The sequence below is a fragment of the Ensifer sp. LC11 genome, assembly GCF_001695835.1.
In the GTDB taxonomy this organism is placed as follows: Bacteria; Pseudomonadota; Alphaproteobacteria; order Rhizobiales; family Rhizobiaceae; genus Ensifer.
Genome location: NZ_MBSO01000016.1, coordinates 48319 through 65155, shown reverse-complemented (window position 1 = coordinate 65155; position 16837 = coordinate 48319). Strand labels below are relative to the sequence as shown.

The 16837-nt window shown below is 61.9% G+C and carries 17 protein-coding genes; 9 read left to right on the top strand and 8 right to left on the bottom strand.

Going from position 1 to position 16837, the window contains the following annotated elements:
• The 5 genes from cyoC (at nucleotide 1) to BBX50_RS13415 (ending at nucleotide 5194) form a co-directional block, all read left to right on the top strand.
• Nucleotides 1-621: a cytochrome o ubiquinol oxidase subunit III gene (gene cyoC / locus BBX50_RS13435; protein WP_065775826.1), complete on the top strand. Its 621-nt coding sequence runs from the start codon at nucleotides 1-3 to the stop codon at nucleotides 619-621.
• On the top strand, nucleotides 618-1022 hold the full coding sequence (gene cyoD, locus BBX50_RS13430) for a cytochrome o ubiquinol oxidase subunit IV (protein WP_065775825.1): 405 nt from the start codon (nucleotides 618-620) through the stop codon (nucleotides 1020-1022). The genes cyoC and cyoD overlap by 4 nt, the downstream gene beginning before the upstream one ends.
• Nucleotides 1023-1049: 27 nt before the next feature.
• Complete coding sequence (locus BBX50_RS13425; RefSeq protein ID WP_065775824.1) at nucleotides 1050-1796, top strand: SURF1 family protein; 747 nt, start codon at nucleotides 1050-1052, stop codon at nucleotides 1794-1796.
• 134 nt (nucleotides 1797-1930) lie between these two features.
• Nucleotides 1931-2815 carry an AraC family transcriptional regulator gene (locus BBX50_RS13420; protein ID WP_065775823.1) on the top strand — a complete coding sequence of 295 codons (885 nt, stop codon included), beginning with the start codon at nucleotides 1931-1933 and terminating at the stop codon, nucleotides 2813-2815.
• Nucleotides 2816-2989: 174 nt separating this feature from the next.
• The gene (locus BBX50_RS13415; protein ID WP_065775822.1) at nucleotides 2990-5194 is read left to right on the top strand and encodes a TonB-dependent siderophore receptor; all 2205 of its coding nucleotides are present in this window, start codon (nucleotides 2990-2992) and stop codon (nucleotides 5192-5194) included.
• Between the two features lie 200 nt (nucleotides 5195-5394).
• On the opposite strand, the gene BBX50_RS13410 is transcribed toward BBX50_RS13415, so the two are convergent.
• From BBX50_RS13410 to BBX50_RS13400, 3 genes are all read right to left on the bottom strand, one after another.
• Complete coding sequence (locus BBX50_RS13410) at nucleotides 5395-5877, bottom strand: heme-binding protein (RefSeq protein ID WP_065775867.1); 483 nt, start codon at nucleotides 5875-5877, stop codon at nucleotides 5395-5397.
• A gap of 87 nt (nucleotides 5878-5964) precedes the next feature.
• Nucleotides 5965-6573 carry a response regulator gene (locus tag BBX50_RS13405; protein WP_065775821.1) on the bottom strand — a complete coding sequence of 203 codons (609 nt, stop codon included), beginning with the start codon at nucleotides 6571-6573 and terminating at the stop codon, nucleotides 5965-5967.
• The gene (locus BBX50_RS13400) at nucleotides 6570-7904 is read right to left on the bottom strand and encodes an ATP-binding protein (RefSeq protein ID WP_244513151.1); all 1335 of its coding nucleotides are present in this window, start codon (nucleotides 7902-7904) and stop codon (nucleotides 6570-6572) included. Before BBX50_RS13400 ends, BBX50_RS13405 begins: the two co-directional genes overlap by 4 nt.
• An 18-nt stretch (nucleotides 7905-7922) precedes the next feature.
• On the opposite strand from BBX50_RS13400, the gene BBX50_RS30745 reads away from it, so the two are divergent.
• On the top strand, nucleotides 7923-8117 hold the full coding sequence (locus BBX50_RS30745) for a hypothetical protein (RefSeq protein WP_244513152.1): 195 nt from the start codon (nucleotides 7923-7925) through the stop codon (nucleotides 8115-8117).
• Between the two features lie 203 nt (nucleotides 8118-8320).
• Here the strand turns inward: BBX50_RS30745 and BBX50_RS13395 are convergent, their stop codons facing one another.
• The 4 genes from BBX50_RS13395 to BBX50_RS13380 form a co-directional block, all read right to left on the bottom strand.
• Nucleotides 8321-8791 carry a MaoC family dehydratase gene (locus BBX50_RS13395; RefSeq protein ID WP_065775819.1) on the bottom strand — a complete coding sequence of 157 codons (471 nt, stop codon included), beginning with the start codon at nucleotides 8789-8791 and terminating at the stop codon, nucleotides 8321-8323.
• Nucleotides 8792-8836: 45 nt separating this feature from the next.
• Nucleotides 8837-10453, bottom strand: coding sequence for a DHA2 family efflux MFS transporter permease subunit (locus BBX50_RS13390; protein ID WP_065775818.1), 1617 nt, complete (start codon nucleotides 10451-10453; stop codon nucleotides 8837-8839).
• A gap of 48 nt (nucleotides 10454-10501) precedes the next feature.
• Nucleotides 10502-11704: an HlyD family secretion protein gene (locus tag BBX50_RS13385; RefSeq protein ID WP_065775817.1), complete on the bottom strand. Its 1203-nt coding sequence runs from the start codon at nucleotides 11702-11704 to the stop codon at nucleotides 10502-10504.
• Nucleotides 11705-11975: 271 nt separating this feature from the next.
• Nucleotides 11976-12872, bottom strand: coding sequence for a LysR family transcriptional regulator (locus BBX50_RS13380; protein ID WP_065775816.1), 897 nt, complete (start codon nucleotides 12870-12872; stop codon nucleotides 11976-11978).
• Between the two features lie 116 nt (nucleotides 12873-12988).
• On the opposite strand from BBX50_RS13380, the gene BBX50_RS13375 reads away from it, so the two are divergent.
• Nucleotides 12989-13975 carry a cyclase family protein gene (locus BBX50_RS13375; RefSeq protein WP_065775815.1) on the top strand — a complete coding sequence of 329 codons (987 nt, stop codon included), beginning with the start codon at nucleotides 12989-12991 and terminating at the stop codon, nucleotides 13973-13975.
• Between the two features lie 193 nt (nucleotides 13976-14168).
• Complete coding sequence (locus BBX50_RS13370; RefSeq protein ID WP_065775866.1) at nucleotides 14169-14789, top strand: NUDIX domain-containing protein; 621 nt, start codon at nucleotides 14169-14171, stop codon at nucleotides 14787-14789.
• Between the two features lie 71 nt (nucleotides 14790-14860).
• On the opposite strand, the gene BBX50_RS13365 is transcribed toward BBX50_RS13370, so the two are convergent.
• On the bottom strand, nucleotides 14861-16144 hold the full coding sequence (locus BBX50_RS13365; RefSeq protein ID WP_083213668.1) for a dihydroxy-acid dehydratase: 1284 nt from the start codon (nucleotides 16142-16144) through the stop codon (nucleotides 14861-14863).
• On the opposite strand from BBX50_RS13365, the gene BBX50_RS13360 reads away from it, so the two are divergent.
• Nucleotides 16134-16772: a LysR substrate-binding domain-containing protein gene (locus BBX50_RS13360; protein ID WP_065783912.1), complete on the top strand. Its 639-nt coding sequence runs from the start codon at nucleotides 16134-16136 to the stop codon at nucleotides 16770-16772. The two genes, BBX50_RS13365 and BBX50_RS13360, sit on opposite strands and share 11 nt — an antisense overlap.
• Nucleotides 16773-16837: the final 65 nt, after the last annotated feature.

Genomic DNA, 16837 nt, shown 5'->3' with positions numbered 1-16837 from the left:
ATGAGCGAAACCCAAGTCCAAGAAAACGAGACGCCGCAGTTCTACCTGACGGAAGAGCATCATCCGGAACACAGCACCATGCTGGGTTTCTGGCTCTACCTGATGAGTGACTGCCTGATTTTTGCCGTGCTCTTTGCCACGCACGGCGTCGTCGGCCGTAACTACGCGGCGGGGCCGTCACCAGCCGACCTGTTCGACCTCGGCCTCGTTGCTTTCAACACGGCGATGCTGCTCCTGTCCTCCATCACCTACGGCTTTGCCATGCTCCAGATGGAGCGCAACGCCAAGATGGAGACGCTGTTCTGGCTCGGCGTCACCGGCGTGTTCGGCGCAATCTTCGTGGCGGTGGAACTCTATGAGTTCTATCACCTGATCCTCGAGGGTGCCGGTCCGACGCGTTCGGCCTTCCTGTCGTCGTTCTTCACGCTTGTCAGCACCCATGGGCTGCACGTCACATTCGGCATCATCTGGCTGATCACGCTGATGGTGCAGGTCGGCAAACGCGGGCTGATCCCGGAAAACCGGCGCCGGCTCATGTGCCTGTCGATGTTCTGGCACTTCCTCGACGTCATCTGGATCGGCGTCTTTTCCTTCGTCTACCTGCTCGGAGTTCTCGGATGAGTTCGCAGCATTCTGGCCACGAGAGCGCGTTCGAGCCCCATCACGCGCACAGCCACCCCGGTGACGCCGCCGGCCATGGTTCGTTCAAGAGCTACCTGACCGGCTTCATCCTGTCGGTGATCCTGACGGCCATCCCGTTCTGGCTGGTCATGAGCGGCGCGCTCGACAGCAAGCTTCTGACGGCTGTGCTCGTCATGGGCATCGGTGTCGTCCAGATCATCGTGCACGTGATCTACTTCCTGCACATGAATGCGCGCTCAGAAGGCGGCTGGACGCTGATGGCGCTGATCTTCACGATCGTGATCGTCGGCATCGCGCTCGCCGGATCGCTCTGGGTGATGCATCATCTCAACACCAACATGATGCCAATGACGCACGAGATAATGAAGAACATGCCCTGACGGCAGGTCGCGCAGGCTGTAACGAAGATGACCATGGAAAGCCAGTCGAGCGGGGACGGAAAGTCGTCCTCCTCGCGCGCGCGCCTCACGCTGACAGGCGCGCTCCTGTTTCTCGTCGCCGTGTTCGTCGCGCTCGGGACCTGGCAGGTTCAGCGCCTTTCCTGGAAACTTGACCTTATCGCCCGCGTGGATGCCCGCGTTCATGCTGAAACCGTGCCGGCGCCCTCGCGACCGGACTGGGAGTACGTGACCAGGGAGAAGGACGAATATCGGCGTGTCAGCGCAATCGGCACCTTCCTCCACGGCAAGTCGGTTCTGGTGCAGGCGGTCACGGAGCGTGGCGCCGGCTTCTGGGTGCTGACGCCGATGATCCTTGCAGACGGCTCGACGATCCTCATCAATCGCGGTTTCGTGCCGTCGGATCGCCGCGACCCTGCTGCCCGCGCGCAAGGCGAGATCGTCGGAACCGCTACAGTCACCGGTCTGCTGCGCATTACTGAACCTGGCGGCGCCTTCCTACGTTCGAACGATCCGGCAAATGACCGTTGGTTCTCCCGCGACGTCGCCGCCATCGCTGCGTCGAAGGCGCTGAGCGATGTCGCGCCTTATTTCGTCGATGCAGACGCATCCCCCAATCCCGGCGGTCTGCCGATCGGCGGGCTCACCGTCGTCCGTTTTCGCAACAGCCACTTTGTCTACGCGCTCACCTGGTTCGCGCTCGCGGCCATGAGTGCCGCCGGCGTGTGGATCGTCTATCGCCGAAGGGTCGCTTAGCGCGACAGGCCCTCCACAGCATCCGTCGTCCGCCATCTTGCTTCGGGGCTTCCGCTGCACATTAAAGATGAGTAAAAGAGGAAGGAATAAGCCTGAGGCGTCGTCTCGCCTCTTTTAGCGTTGGACAAGCGTCGATGTCGTTTCAGCCGCGGATGCAGAACAGGATTTCCGGGTTCAAGGTGCTCGGCGGCTTGCACCGCAGGGAATGGAACGGCATCGTCGCCGACGTCTGGGATGTCGAGTGCGAGACGCAAGCCGGTGGGCACTACGTATCCGACGATCCGCGCATGTTTATCGTCCTCGAGGCGCAGGGTGGCGCCCGTTGCAACGTCAAGCTTTCTCCCGATAGCCGCGGCTCAGTGCAAAACGATCACCGGCAGGCGCTTTCCTACATTCCCGCAGGCATGGAAATCTGGGCGGATGTCGTCGATGTCAGCTACATCCGCCATCTTGACCTGCATTTCAACCTTGAGATCCTCAGCCGGCGTTTGATGGAAGATCTCGATGCCGACCGCTACGACACGCCGCGGCTGATGTTCCACGACGAGCGCTTTCTGCAACTCGCGCAGCTGATCGCCGCCGAGTGCCTCAATCCGCAGCCGTTGCACGACCTTTACGGCGACGGATTGACGGTCGCACTGTTCATCGACCTGATGAAGCTCAATCGCAGCGACGCACGCAAACGCAGCCCGCTCGCCACCTGGCAGCTTCGCCGTGCGGTCGAGTTCATCGACGAAAACAGCAGCCGCAATATCCGCCTGGAGGAGCTGGCGTCCCTTGCCGGGCTGTCGCAATCGCATTTCAGTCACGCCTTCAAAGCCTCGACCGGCATGGCCCCGCATCAGTGGCAAACCAATGCCAGGGTCGAGAAGGCCAAGACGCTGCTGTTGAAGAACGAGGTGTCGCTCACGGCCATCGCCGCCGAAACCGGATTTTCCGATCAGGCGCACTTCACCCGGATCTTCCGGAGGGTCGTCGGCACCACGCCGGCATTGTGGAAACGCAGCCGGTTGAGCTGAGCAAAATCATCTGCACTGAGCCGATGTTCGCTGTGAATAGCCCAGGAACGTTCAATTTCCGCTGATCGCGACAAGAGTCGATCGAATAGTTGATATAAACACTCATCTTATCAGAGGGGCAGAAGCCGCACCCGGAAGGGGTCGTGCGGTGGATCGGCGTGGGACGACAGGGCAATGATGGTAAGAGGTAAGGCGGCGCGGTTGACGGAATGGCTGGCAAGCGGGGCCGCCTGTGTCGCGGTTTTGGCTGCTGGGGCGGCGCTTGCACAGGACGCGCCTGTGACACAGCTGCAAAAGATTGAGGTCAAGGGCACCAAAGCCGAGGATGATGCGACCGGTCCGGTTCAGGGCTACGTCGCCAAGGCGACGACGACCGGTTCGAAAACGGCGACGCCGATCGCAGAGGTTCCCCAGAGTGTTTCCGTCATCGGACGCGAAGAACTCGACGACCGCGGTGTCGTCAACAAGGTCGACGAGGCGCTGCGCTATACGCCCGGTGTCATGGCCGAGCCTTTCGGCGTCGATCCGGATACCGACTGGTTCTACATTCGCGGCTTCGACGCGTCACAGACCGGTGTCTTCCTCGACGGCCTCACCCTGTTCTCGTACGGATTCGGCGGCTTCCAGGTCGATCCCTTCATGCTGGAACGTGTCGAGGTACTCAAGGGCCCGGCTTCGGTGCTTTACGGGGGCGCTAACCCGGGCGGCATTGTTAGTCTGGTCAGCAAACGCCCCCTCGACGAGACCTTTGCCAACGCGGAGACCGGTATCAACAGTAACGGCAATGCGTTTCTGGCCGTCGACGTAAACCGGCCGCTGAACGATGCCATCAGCTACCGGGTTACCGGCAAGGTGTCCGGCGGCGACAACTACACCGACCACTCAGAAGACCTGCGCGGCTTCATACTGCCGCAGGTCACCTATCAGCCCGACGACACGACGAGCCTGACCGTCTACGGCCTGTTGCAGGGTCTGGATCAAGTCCACACCGGCAACGGTTTTCTGCCCTATGTCGGCACGGTCGTCGACGCACCTTTCGGCAAGATCGATCGCAAGGCTTTCTTCGGCGAACCGGACATCGACACCGGCACCTATGTCCAGCAGATGCTCGGCTACGAGTTCAAGCACGAGTTCGACAGCGGCTGGCAATTCAGCCAGAACCTGCGCTACGGCCACCTCTACAAGCACGAGAACGGCCCCTACACCTACGGCTACTACGATCCGAGCCTGCCTTTCCCGGTGTCAAACGTGCCGGCCACCCCGGACAACCGGCTCTATCGGCTTGGTTTCGAGGCAACCTCCAAGGTCGATACCTTCGCCGTCGACAACAGGCTCGAGGGCGAATTCGAGACCGGAGCACTCGACCACACGCTTCTCGTTGGCCTGGACTACAAGCTTTACCGCCTCGACCATGTCCAGGCGTCCTCGGCCGGAACGCCGATCAGCGCGACGAACCCGATCTACGGCGCGCCGCAGCCCGCCAATGCCACCTACATCAACCAGGTGGTGACGCAGCAGCAGCTGGGTGTCTATGCGCAGGATCAGATCCGTTTCGGCGACGGCTGGCTGGTGACGCTCAACGGCCGCTACGACTACGTCGACACCAAGACCGAGAACGGGCCGACGTTCTGGGCGCCAACGCAGAACTCGACCTTCGACTACAGCGAAGGGGCAGTCAGCGGCCGCGCCGGTCTCGCCTACGAGCTCGACAACGGCCTGACGCCCTATGTCAGCGTCGCAACCTTCTTCAACCCGGTCGTGGCGGTGACGGCGACCGGTAACACCAAGCCCGAGGAAGGCGAGCAGTTCGAAGCTGGCGTCAAGTACGAACCGACGCTGCTCGACGGCGTGCTGACGGCATCCATCTACCAGCTGACCAAGCGCAACGCCCTTGTCACCGACCCCTTTACCAGCATTTCCACGCAGACGGGCGAGGTGCGCTCACGCGGCATCGAACTCGAAGGCAAGATCAACATCAACGAAAGCTGGAAGGTGATCGCGGGCCTCGACTTCACCGATCTCGAGGTGACGGAAGATGCGGACGCGGCTTTGGTCGGAAAGACGCCCTATCTGGTTCCCGATAGGCAGGCCTCGCTCTGGATCGACTACACGGTGCAGCAGGGCGTGTTCGAGGGTGTCAGCCTTGGGGCTGGCGTTCGCTACCGTGGCGAAAGCTGGGCGAACAAGGAGAACACGGCAAAAGTGCCGTCATTGACGGTCTTTGACGCCGGCCTGCGTTACGAAAAGAACGACTGGGGTGCCGCTCTGAACGTCACGAACCTGTTCGACAGGCACTATGTCAGCGGCTGCAGCGGCATTCTCGTCTGCGGATACGGCGACGCCCGCACGGTCACGTTCAAGCTCAGCAAGAAATGGTAGACCGGTCGCCGGCCTGAAGCCGCCGATCGTCTCAAAATGAACAGGGCGCTCAACCCTTGTCGGGGAGCGCCCTGTTCGAACCCGGAGGGCTGCCGTCGCACGCCAGAGGCGGCAATGGTCTGAGCTCTCGAAACGGGTAGTGGCCTTTAAATGGAGAGGTCCGCTGCCTTTTCAAGGGCAGGGACCTTCCGCAGCGTGGCTCACTTCGCGCCGATGGCGGCAAGGCCGGCGCTTGCGCAGGTTGCGTCGATGTCGCCCGACGGCGCACCGCCGACACCGATACCGCCTACCAGCGCCTTGCCGAACTTGATCGGAACGCCGCCGGCCTGGATCACCATACGTGCATCCATGTCGCGAAGTCCTTCATTGGCAGGCTTCGAGGCAATGAACTCGCCGAGAGCGGCCGTGTCGCGACCCATTGCAGCCGAGGTAAAGGCCTTGCCCTGGGCGCTGTTTCCGGTGTGAGGTCCGGAGTTGTCAGCCTTCAGCAGCACCTTGGTCGCGCCATCGCGTGCGACGACAGCGACGCTGACGTTGTGGCCTTCGGCAGCGCAGGCCTTCACTGCGGCCTCAGCGGCCTTCACGGCCATATCGAGCGGCAGATAGGCCGAAGTCGGCAGTTCCTGGGCCGTGGCGGCTACGGGGGCGAGAAGGGCTGCTGCAAGCACGATGTTGCGGATCATCATAGGTTCCTTTCCTGTTGATATGGAAAGGTTATTCGTCTTCGCACCCGACCGACATTCGTAGGCCTTTCGTCGATCTCCGTAGTTCTACGGAGTTTTTCCTCCCTCAAGCCAGAGGCGCGTCATCTCCGCTTGCGAAGTGCTGCCAAGCTTGGCGCCGATGGCTGCGCGATGGCTTTCGACCGTTCGCGGCGACAGGCCAAGTCCTTCAGCGATCTGGCGGGTGGTGAACCCCGCGGCAATCCGGTCGAGAACCTCACGCTCGCGCTGCGTGAGTGCGGCCAGCAGAGCAAGAGTTTCGGCCTTCTCCGCGTGCAATTGCATCGCGCGCACGAGCGTTTCCTGCCCCTTGTGGATCGCGTCGATCAGATCCTGCTCATCGATGGGTTTCGACAGGAAATCGATCGCGCCATTGCGGAAGGCCCGCCTGCAGGCCTCGATGTCGCCGTGACCGGAGATGACAATCGTCGGCCAGTCCACGCCGCGTTCGGCAAGCTTCTCCTGAAGCTTCAGCCCGGATATGGCGGGCATGCGGATATCGAGGATGAGGCAGCCGGTCTCGAGGCGCGACAGCTGCGCGAGGAAGGCCTGCGGATCCGCGAAGGCGGTGACCTTGATGCCGACGGTCGAAAGCAGCAGGCTGAGGGCGCGTCGGACCGCATCGTCGTCATCGACCAGGTAGACGGGAACGGTCATTGCAAGGCCTCCTCGATCTTGGGCCCGCGCGGCAGAACCACCCGGAACGTTGCGCCATGATGGGTCTCCAAAAGGGCGATTTCGCCGCCCGCGCGCTCGACGAGGCGCTGGCTGAGCGCAAGCCCAAGGCCGGTGCCACCGACGCGGGTGGTCGTAAACGGCGTGAACAGCCGTGGGCGAATGTCTGGAGCAATGCCGGGGCCGTCGTCTGAGACCTCGAAGACCGCATTCGACCCTTGGTCGGCCAAGGTTACGGCGACCCGTCCCCGATCGTGCGGCTGCCCGTCCAGGGCCTCAAGCGCGTTTCGCACCAGGTTGAACGCCACCTGCTCGATTTCCACCGGGTCGGCTACGACGACCACGGGTGTCTCGGGAACCAGAAAATCAAGCTGCACGCCGCGGGACGCGGCCTCCGGCTCCAGCAAGGCTTTCACGTTCGCCAGCGCGGCACGCAAGTCGAAGGCGGCGGGCGGTGCGGCGTGCGGATGGGACCAGTTGCGAAATCTTTCCAGTATGGCCGACGCCCGGCGCGCCTGTGCCACGTTGTCATCCAGCGCCGGGGCGAGCGCCTCATACTGCCCCTGTGCCAACAGGCGACGCCCGGCCTGCGCCTGCGCCAGGATAGCGGTCAAGGGCTGGGTCAGTTCATGCGCCATGCCGCTCGCCATTTCGCCAAGAGCGTTGACGCGCGAGGCGTGGGTGAGACGCGATTCCAGGGCACTTAATGTTGCCTGCTGCACTGCGGCGCGGGTTCGCGCGCGTTGACGCAAGGCCGCGAGGGCCGCCAGATAGGCAAGACTGATTGCAAGAAGCGTCAGGCCGGTGCGCAGCGGCGGAAACATGCCGGTGAGGCCGATCTCCCTGCCTGTCTCAAGCCGCAACGGCTGGGAGGCGCTCCCGAGCGCCTTCGAAAACCGGATCGCACCGGGTAGCGCGGGCGAAGACAGGAGCGAGTGGCCATCCGGCAGGAAAAGGCTTACCGCCACCTCCCGCCGGGACCAGAATGGCCCGCCGTCGCCGATCAGTCTTGCCGCGTCAATTCCCAACATCAGGCCGTAGCGGGCCTCTGCGGTGTTGGGACTGCGCTTGATCATGATGTAGTGGTCTGGCCGCTGCGGGTGAGCAAGCAGAGCGATCCGCCCATCCGAAGCCTTTGCCGCCGCGCGGACGAGGTCCGCCGTCGCGGTGTCGAGCGGAGTGGTCCCGATGGTCTCGATTGCCGGGTCCAGAGGGACAAGCTGCACTTCATCGATGCGCGGATAGAACCGGGTGATCGTGCGCGCAACATCGAGGAACAGATCGTGCCTGCGCCCTTCGGAGGCCACCGCCACGGCCGACAACGCCGTCAGATGCGCATCGTGCTGGTCAGCGCGCTGGGAGGCGAGGCTATGCAGCGCCGTGCTTTCCCGTTCGAGTTCCGCAACGAGTGCCTGGCGCTCAAGCGCGGCCAGAATTCCGGCGCCAACGAACAGGAAAAGACACCAAAGGGCGACAAGATAGAGCGGCCGCTCAAGAATCGGACGGTTGTTCGGCATCATCTATGAATTACTTGTCATTTGCACAGTTGCGTCGGTTGGGCACCGTTCGGCGTCGGGCGACAGTACGATCCAACCCATCGGAAATCCAGAGGCTCGGCATCCGCGCCGCGCTTGAACATGTGCAAGCGGAAATCAGCCGAGGTAGCCGGAGACGCCGTCCCACAACAATTTCAGCGCCACCATGAGGATGGTGGTGCCCGTCAGTTCCGTCAGTGCCGGCCAATTGGCCTGCGCGAAACCATGAGCTTCGCTTTGAGTATCTGGACGACCTCATCGCGCTGGTTGATCGTGCGCATCATGACAACGGCAATACCCCGATCGGGTTTTGAGCGCGAGGGGATAAGCTCGACCACTTCGCTTTCCACGTGCAGGCTGTCGCCGGGACGCGTCGGAGCCGGCCAACTGATTTCCCCGCCGGCTCCGACAAGGCCTCCTGCCAAGGGCAAACCCGTCTCGACATTGAGACGCATCGTCACGGCAGCCGTGTGCCAGCCGCTTGCGGCCAGCCCCTTAAACAGCGTTTCCCGGGCAGCAGCCTCATCGAGGTGAAACGGCTGAGGGTCGAACTGCGCGGCAAATGCCTTGATCTCATCTTCGCCGATCCTCTGGCTTGCGCTCCTGAAGCGTTGCCCCACATGGAGGTCGTCGAGATAGAGCCGATCGGGTCCGGAGTTGCTCATTCGCGGTCTCCTTTTCGCTTGATTTGTCCGCTGGAGATTGGTGTTTCAATGGGCGCCGCCAGCACCTCCACCGACCTGAACCTTTCGGGTAAGGAGCAGCACCAACGCGGCGAGGGCGAGTACAAATCCGATCACGGCGAAAGTGTCGCTGAAGCCCAGAATGAGCGCCTGGCGACGGACCGTGGCACCGATCGCGGCGATCGCCTTGTGTTGGGCAACCGCGACGTCCGTCACGCCGCGCGCTATGAAATGCTGCGTCAGATCGCCAATTCTATCACGGACTTCATCCCGGTAGATCGTAACCGACTGCCCGATTATGTTCGAATGGAACTGCTCCCGTTTGGTCAGCACCGTCGCCAGCGTCGCCGTGCCGACTGCGCCCCCAAGATTGCGCAGCATGTTCGACAGGCCCGAGGCAGCACCTGCCTCGCTCGGGGCAATACCGGCCGTCGTGATCACCGTAATCGGGGTCAGGACAAGTGCCTGGCCGATGGCGCGAACGATATTGGGCATGAAGAACTGGTCGCCGGCGCTATCGAGCGACAGGGTCGTGTTCATGAAACAGCTGGCGGCAAAGATGCTGATGCCGACAAAGCCGATGTAACGCGCGTCAAACCGTTTCATCAGCATCGGCACCAGCGGAATGATGAGCAGCTGCGGCAGGCCGGTCCAGGCGAGGACCAGGCCGATCTGCTCGGCATTGTAGCGCTGCACCTGCCCGAGGTACTGGGGCAGGATGTAGACGGTGCCGAACAGTGCGACGCCGACGAGCACGTTGACGAGCACACCGACGCCGAAATTGCGCTGCCTGAGCAGGCGCAACTGGACGAGCGGCTTCTCGACCCTGAGCTCGATGATGACGAAGGCGATCAGAAACACAGCAGCAACCAAGGCAAGCTTGACAATGAACGGCGACTGGAACCAGTCATCCTTGTTGCCTTCCTCCAGCACGGTCTGCAGCGCCGAAAGCCCGATGGCCATGGTCACGATACCGGCCCAGTCGCCCTCCTTCAGCAGCGACAGTTGCATCGGCTTTTTCTCAAGCGTGAAATAGAGCGCAACGACCATGATGATGCTCGGTGGCGCGTTGACGAAGAAGATCGACTGCCAGCCATAGTTTTCGGTGAGATAGCCGCCAATCGTCGGGCCAATCGCCGGCGCAAATGTGACCGACAGCGCAAACAGCGCCAGTCCGAATGGCTGCTGCGCCTTCGGCAGCCTGGTCAGGATCATGGTGAAGGCCATTGGGATGAGCACGCCGCCGGCAACTCCCTGCAGTCCACGCAGCGCGATCATCGAGCCAAGGTCATGCGCGAAGGCGCAAGCCGCGGAGAACAGGGGAAACAGAATGGCATTCGCGAGCATGTAGCGCCGGAAGGAAAAGACGCGACTGAAGTAGTCGGCAAGCGGGATCACGACGATCTCGCCGATCAGGTAGGAGGTCGATATCCAGGCGCCGTTGTCGACGCCTGTGCCAATGCCCCCCTCGATGTCGAGCAGCGAGGCGTTGGTGATCTGGATGTTGAGGATCGCCATGAAGGCGCCGATCAAACCGGCAAGCACCGCGATCCATGCCGTCGTGCTTGCCTTCTCGGATGAAGCTGTCGTGGCGATGCCGGTGCCGATTGAGCCGGGCAAAGCCGCGTGCGTTGTGGTGGACATCATATCCTCCTGCCATACTGTGGCTGGCGAGCCGGCGGCTGACCGCCGTCAGTTTATGTTCCTTGGAACCGCGGCGAGTTCGGTCGCCATCTGCTTGGTGTCGATGGTCGGATAGACTGACATACCGGGCCTCAGCGCCACCGAAATCGGTCGGCTGCGATCGAGCACGATCTTCACCGGAATGCGTTGCACAACCTTGGTGAAGTTGCCCGTCGCATTGTCGGGCGGAAGCAGTGCGAATTCCTGGCCACTGGCCGGCGATATGCTGTCGACATGTCCCTCAAAGATCTGTCCGGGGAAGGTGTCCACCTCAATCGTCACCGCCTGGCCGGGATGGACATCCGCAAGCTGCGTCTCCTTGTAGTTGGCGACGATATAGGCTTCATCCGTCGGGACCACTGCCATCAGCTGCGTGCCCGCCTGGACATATTGGCCGACGCGCAAGGTGCGGTTGCCGATCACGCCATCGATCGGGGCGGCGAGGGCGGTGTAGGAGAGGTTGAGTTCAGCCTGATGCTCGGCCGCCCTGACGCTGTCGAGAGCCGCCTTCGCCTGAGCAAGCTCCGCCTTGATCACGTCGAGTTGCTTGACCGCATTGGCAAGGGCCGCGCTGTCGCGCGTAACAGCCGCGCGGGCAGCCGCAATGCGTGAGGCGGCCTGTTGTGCGTTCTGAATGGTGCCGAAGCCTTGCCTCGCCAGCTCCGAATAGCGCTTATCGTCCTGTTCCGCGAAGGTCTGATCGGCCCGGTCCGCCTCTACCGTCGCTTTCGCCGCGTCGATCGCCGATTGCTGGGCGGCAAGTGCCGACTGCTTGTTGGTGATGTTGGCCTCGGCGGCCTCGACCTGCGCCCTGGCCTGTTCCAGGCTGACCTTGAAGTCGCGATCGTCGATCCTGGCGAGGATCTGGCCGGCGCTGACCTTCTCGTTGTCAGCCACGAGCACCGCGGCGATGTGGCCGGAAACCTTAGGTGCGATCGTTGTGCTGTCTGCCTTCACATAGGCGTCGTCAGTCGACACCTGGAAGCGACCCGCTGTCCAATACTGCCAACTGAAATCAGCTGCGCCAGCCGCGACAGCGACGGCTGCCGATGCGAACAGCAGGTTACGCAGCCAGCGCCTCCGTGGCACGTTCGTTTCCGCTGCGATCGTCGCAGGGGCCGCAGGCAACGCCCGCGGCGCCTCGATGGCCGGAATGCTCTCCATCGTCGGCAGGGCATTCTCGTGACTGATGACTGCTTGAAGCTGGCTCATGTCCGGTTCCTTTCCCCGGCGCAGCGGGGCTGAAGCGATATCTCACCATTTAGGAAACTACCTAGTTTCTAAAATACGCGCGCGATCTTCGGATGTCAATAACATTTGGAAAGCAACCATTGTCCTTAATTCACAGAGGCAGCCAATAACATGCGGGTCCCGCATGCGTCTGACACCGCCTTCAACCTCAAGATCATGGGCGGCGCCAGCGTCGACAATTTCGCGTGAACCTCACCATCCGGCTCAAAAGCTGCAGGCAGGCTGGGCGTTCCTAAAACCCGGCCTGGCGAAACTCGGCCGCGAGAAACTCGGTAAAGACCTTTACTTTGGGCAGCAACAGGCGGTTGGTCGGATAAACCACGTAGATACCGCGTTGCGCAAGCTGATGTCCGGGCAGGACACGCAGGAGCCTGCCACTGGCAAGCAACGGGTCGGCGATGAACGACGGCAAGACGCCGATACCGATGCCCGATTGGATCATCTCGCTCAGCATCAAGCTGTTGTCGGCGACAAAGCGGGCAGGCAAGTCAACGCTGGCAGCGCCGTTGGGTCCTTCGAGCACCCAGCTGCCGGGCTGGTCGGCCAGGCGATAGGTCAGACAATCGTGGTTCTTGAGATCACTCACTGCCGTCGGCGTGCCGTGGCTCGCCAGATAGCCGGGTGCAGCGCAGATGATCTGCTCGATGTCGCCAAGCCGCCGGGCAATCAGCGAGGAATCCGTCAGCGCCGCGCGCACGCGGATGGAGACGTCGAACCCCTCCGAAACGACGTCGAGCACGTGGTCGTCTAGCGTCATATCGACCTTCAACTGCGGATGAAGGGTCATGAAACGGGCGAGCATCGGTGCGAGCACCGTCAATCCAAAGGACAAGGGCGCGTTGAGACGAAGCCGGCCGTTGACCTCGCCCGCCTCTCCTGAGGTCGTGCGCTCCAAATGGTCGAGTTCATCGAGAAGGCGGCAGCACTCGGCGAAATAGCCGCGCCCGTTCTCCGACAGGCTCATGCGCCGGGTCGTGCGCAGGATCAAGACAGTGCCAAGGCGCTGCTCCAACTGCCGGATCTGCTTGCTGATCGACGCATTTGATTGCCCAAGTTCCTCCGCCGCCTTGTTGAAGCTCTGAAGCTCGACGACCCGGCGGAATGAACGCATGACCGCCAAGAGGTCCATATTTTCTCCACAGTAAATTATGTTTTCCGTTTATCTCTGATTATTCTCGTCAATGCCAGCAATAAGGTGAACTCAGCTTCCTGATTTCGAGGGAAGACCAGAAAAAGGAGTTCATCATGTTCAACACCGCAGTTGTCGGCCGGGTCTTGGTCGCCTCCCTTGTCGCCGGCCTTCTTGGCGGCACGGCCGCCGCGCAAGAGGTCGGAAAGAGCCCATGGGGACCCAAGGACGAGATCGGACGTCTCAACCTGATCACGCCCCAATCTCGCGCCGCCATTCTTGCGCGCATCGAAGGGGCCAAGTCCTACGATCTGGCGGTTGAGTACTTCATTGGCATGCCGAGTTGGGAGGCGGCCGGCGACCCGCCATATCAGATGTGGATGACCCATACGCCGCACGGCACGGCGGTCTCCGACCCGATGAAGGTCGGCAAGGAAATGAACCAGCATGTCAGCTATACCGGCTCGGCGGTTTCGATGTACGCGCATATGGGCACGCATATCGACGCGCTCAATCACTTCGGCCTGAATGGCAAGATATGGAATGGCTATGCGGCGGCCGACCACTTGGGGGACCAGGGCTGGACTGTCACAGGCGCGGAAAAGCTGCCGCCAATCGTTGCCCGCGGCGTGATGATCGATGTCGCAGCTGCCAAAGGCATGCGGATGCTTCCAGACAATTACAGGATCACGCGCAACGACCTCCAGGGGGCGCTCGACAGCCAGGGGGTGACGCTGGCGGAGGGCGACGTCGTTCTGATCCGCACCGGACGCATGCAGCATTACGAGGACAAATCGGCTTACATGACAAACCCTCCGGGATTGAGCATCGACGCGGCGAAGTTCCTTGTCGAGGACGGCGGCGCCATGGTCGTGGGCGCTGACAACCTCAGCTTCGAGGCGTTTCCCGCGGAGACCGCGAACAACTACATACCCGTTCATACCTATCTGCTCGCCCAGCAGGGCGCCCCGATCATCGAACTTATCAACCTCGAGGAATTGTCAAAGGACCGGGTCTACGAGTTCGCATTCATCGGCGCTTCCTTGAAGTTCCGCGGCGCGGACGCAGCGCCGATCCGGCCGGTGGCGTTCCCGCTGCGTTAATCCCCGATGCCGACCGCCACGATCCGCAGAACGAAGCGTCGCAGGGTAACCTGCGACGCAAGGCGGGTACTTTGCGGGAGGAGCATCATCTTTGATTGCATGATTTATCTTGACATTGCACGAAAATGCACGATTTTGCCTTCAAACAAGGAATGGGCCTTCTGCCAACCTTGTCGCAATGAAGGAGGTCACGATGACGATTGCGCACCGCGTTCGCGTGGAGGATGTCACCATCCTCTCAAATGACTGGTACGTCCTGAAAAAGACGACATTCTCCTTTCTGCGCGGCGACGGGAACTGGCAGCGACAGTCGCGCGAAACCTATGATCGCGGAAACGGTGCAACGATCCTTCTCTACGATCCGAACCGCCGCACGGTAATCCTTACCCGTCAGTTTCGTTATCCAGCCTTCGTCAACGGTCATGACGACCTCCTCATCGAAGCGCCGGCCGGACTGCTCGACAATGCCGAACCGGAAGCGCGCATCCGGGCGGAAACGGAAGAGGAGACGGGCTTTCGCGTGCGTGACGTGCGTCAGGTGTTCGACGCATTCATGAGCCCAGGCTCCGTAACGGAACGACTGCACTTCTTCGTTGGCGAATACCAGCCGGGCGACAAGGCTTCCGCCGGCGGTGGCAACGAGGCCGAAGGAGAGGATATTGCCGTCCTGGAAGTCGACATTGACGAGGCGCTGGCGATGATCCGATCCGGGACAATTCGCGATGGCAAGACGATCATGCTGCTGCAATACGCCGCCTTGAACCTCTTCGGCAAACCGACAGCCGCAGAGGCTGCCGCAGCCCACTCATCCTGAGAAAGCAGCAACCGTCGGCTGCCGTGCGAGCAAAGGCGCCACACGGTCGCCGCCGCTCTGCATTCGGAACATCAGCCTGTGACGGCACCTTCGCTGGCGGGGCGGACCAAAGCCGCAAACTTCGCCAAGACGCCGCGCCGATATCGCGGCTCTGGCTGCCGCCATAAGGCCCGTCGCCGCGCGATCTCTTCGTCCGGAAGGTCCAGTTGCAGGAGCTGGCGACGAGCGTCGATCGTGATCTGATCACCATCTTCAACCAGCGCAATGGTTCCTCCCTCGAATGCTTCCGGGGTGACGTGCCCGGCCACCAGGCCCCACGTCCCGCCGGAGAAGCGCCCATCAGTAATGAGGCCGACGCTCTCTCCGAGACCCCGCCCGATGATCGCAGACGCAGGGGCGAGCATTTCCGGCATGCCCGGTCCGCCCTTCGGGCCGAGATAGCGAAGGACGACAATATCGCCGGGTTTGATGCGATCGGATAGAATGGCGTCCATGGCCGTTTGTTCGTCGTTGAAGACCCGGCCCGGGCCGGTCATCACCGGGTGTTTGAGGCCACTGATCTTTGCCACCGCCCCGTCCTCGGCCAGATTGCCCTTGAGGATCGCAAGGTGCCCTTCGCGATAAAGCGGGGCCTTGAGTGGCCGGATGACATCCGGGTCCGTCCGGGGCTCCTCAGGCACGCCGGAAAGTTCTTCGCCGATGGTCCTGCCGGTAATCGTCAGACAGTCGCCATGCAGAAGGCCGGCGTTCAGCAGCAGCTTCAGAATCTGCGGAACGCCGCCGGCCTGATGGAGGTCAACCGCCATATGGCGGCCGGATGGCTTGAGATCTGCGATCACCGGCACCCGACGGCGCACACGCTCGAAATCCTCCAGCGTCCAGTCGATCTCGGCGGCATGCGCGATTGCGAGATAGTGCAGCACCGCATTCGTCGAACCACCTGTCGCCATCACCAGTGCCACCGCGTTCTCGATCGACTGCCGTGTGACGATGTCCCGTGGCTTTAAGCCGGCCCTCACCGCATCGACCAGGGCACGCGCGCGCTCGACGGTGCTGTCGATTTTCTCCCGGTCGGGATTGGCCATGTTCGAGGAGTAGAGCAGCGACATGCCCAGCGCCTCGAACGACGAGCTCATCGTGTTGGCGGTATACATGCCGCCGCAGGAGCCGGTTGTCGGGCAGGCATTGCGCTCGATACCCTCAAAATCCTCATCGCTCAATTTTCCGGCCATGTAAGCACCAACGGCCTCGAAGGCGGAGACAACGGACAGGCTCTGACCTTTCCAATGGCCTGGCTTGATTGGGCCACCATAGACGTAGATGGCCGGAATATTGGCGCGCAGTATGCCGATCATTCCGGTTGACTACAGCTTGCTGCCCGCGATCGTCGGTCGCTTTCGAGCCTCCTACCCACATGTCGAGCTTTCGCTGCGGGAGGCGACGAGCGACCTGCAGATCGACGCGCTGCTGAGACACGAGACGGACGTTGGGATTGTCATCGCGCCGCCATCGACCGCGCTGAGCCAGACTTTGACCTATCTTCCTATCTTGCGTGAACCGCTGGTCGCCGCCGTTCCGTCGCAGTGGATCGAGGCAAGGCGCGACGGCTTTTGCGGCGAAGCGCTCGCGCCAGCGGACTTTTTTGCCGCCCCGCTCATCCTCTTTCCGCGTCGGTCCGCGCCGATCTTTCATGATCTCGTTTCCGGTTACTTTGCCGAGGACCGTGCGACCTTCTCCGTCTTCCAGGAGGCGATACAGATGCGGACGATTATCGGGCTGGTCGCCGCCGGAATGGGGGTTGCATTGGTTCCGATGTCCATGACCCGATTGCAACGGGAGGGGGTGTGCTACCGGCCGCTCTCCGGGCCTGTTCCCACGGTCGAGACCGGCTTGATCTGGCGCAGCAACGACGAAAACGCGGCGCTTGCAAATTTTCTCGCCATTGCGAATGAATGCATGCCCAAAGTGCAGCACGAGTCATGAACCAATTTCGCGCAGCGCCTCTCGCAGAACCTGAAGAGCGAAGGGCGCACCGAACCGACACGGGG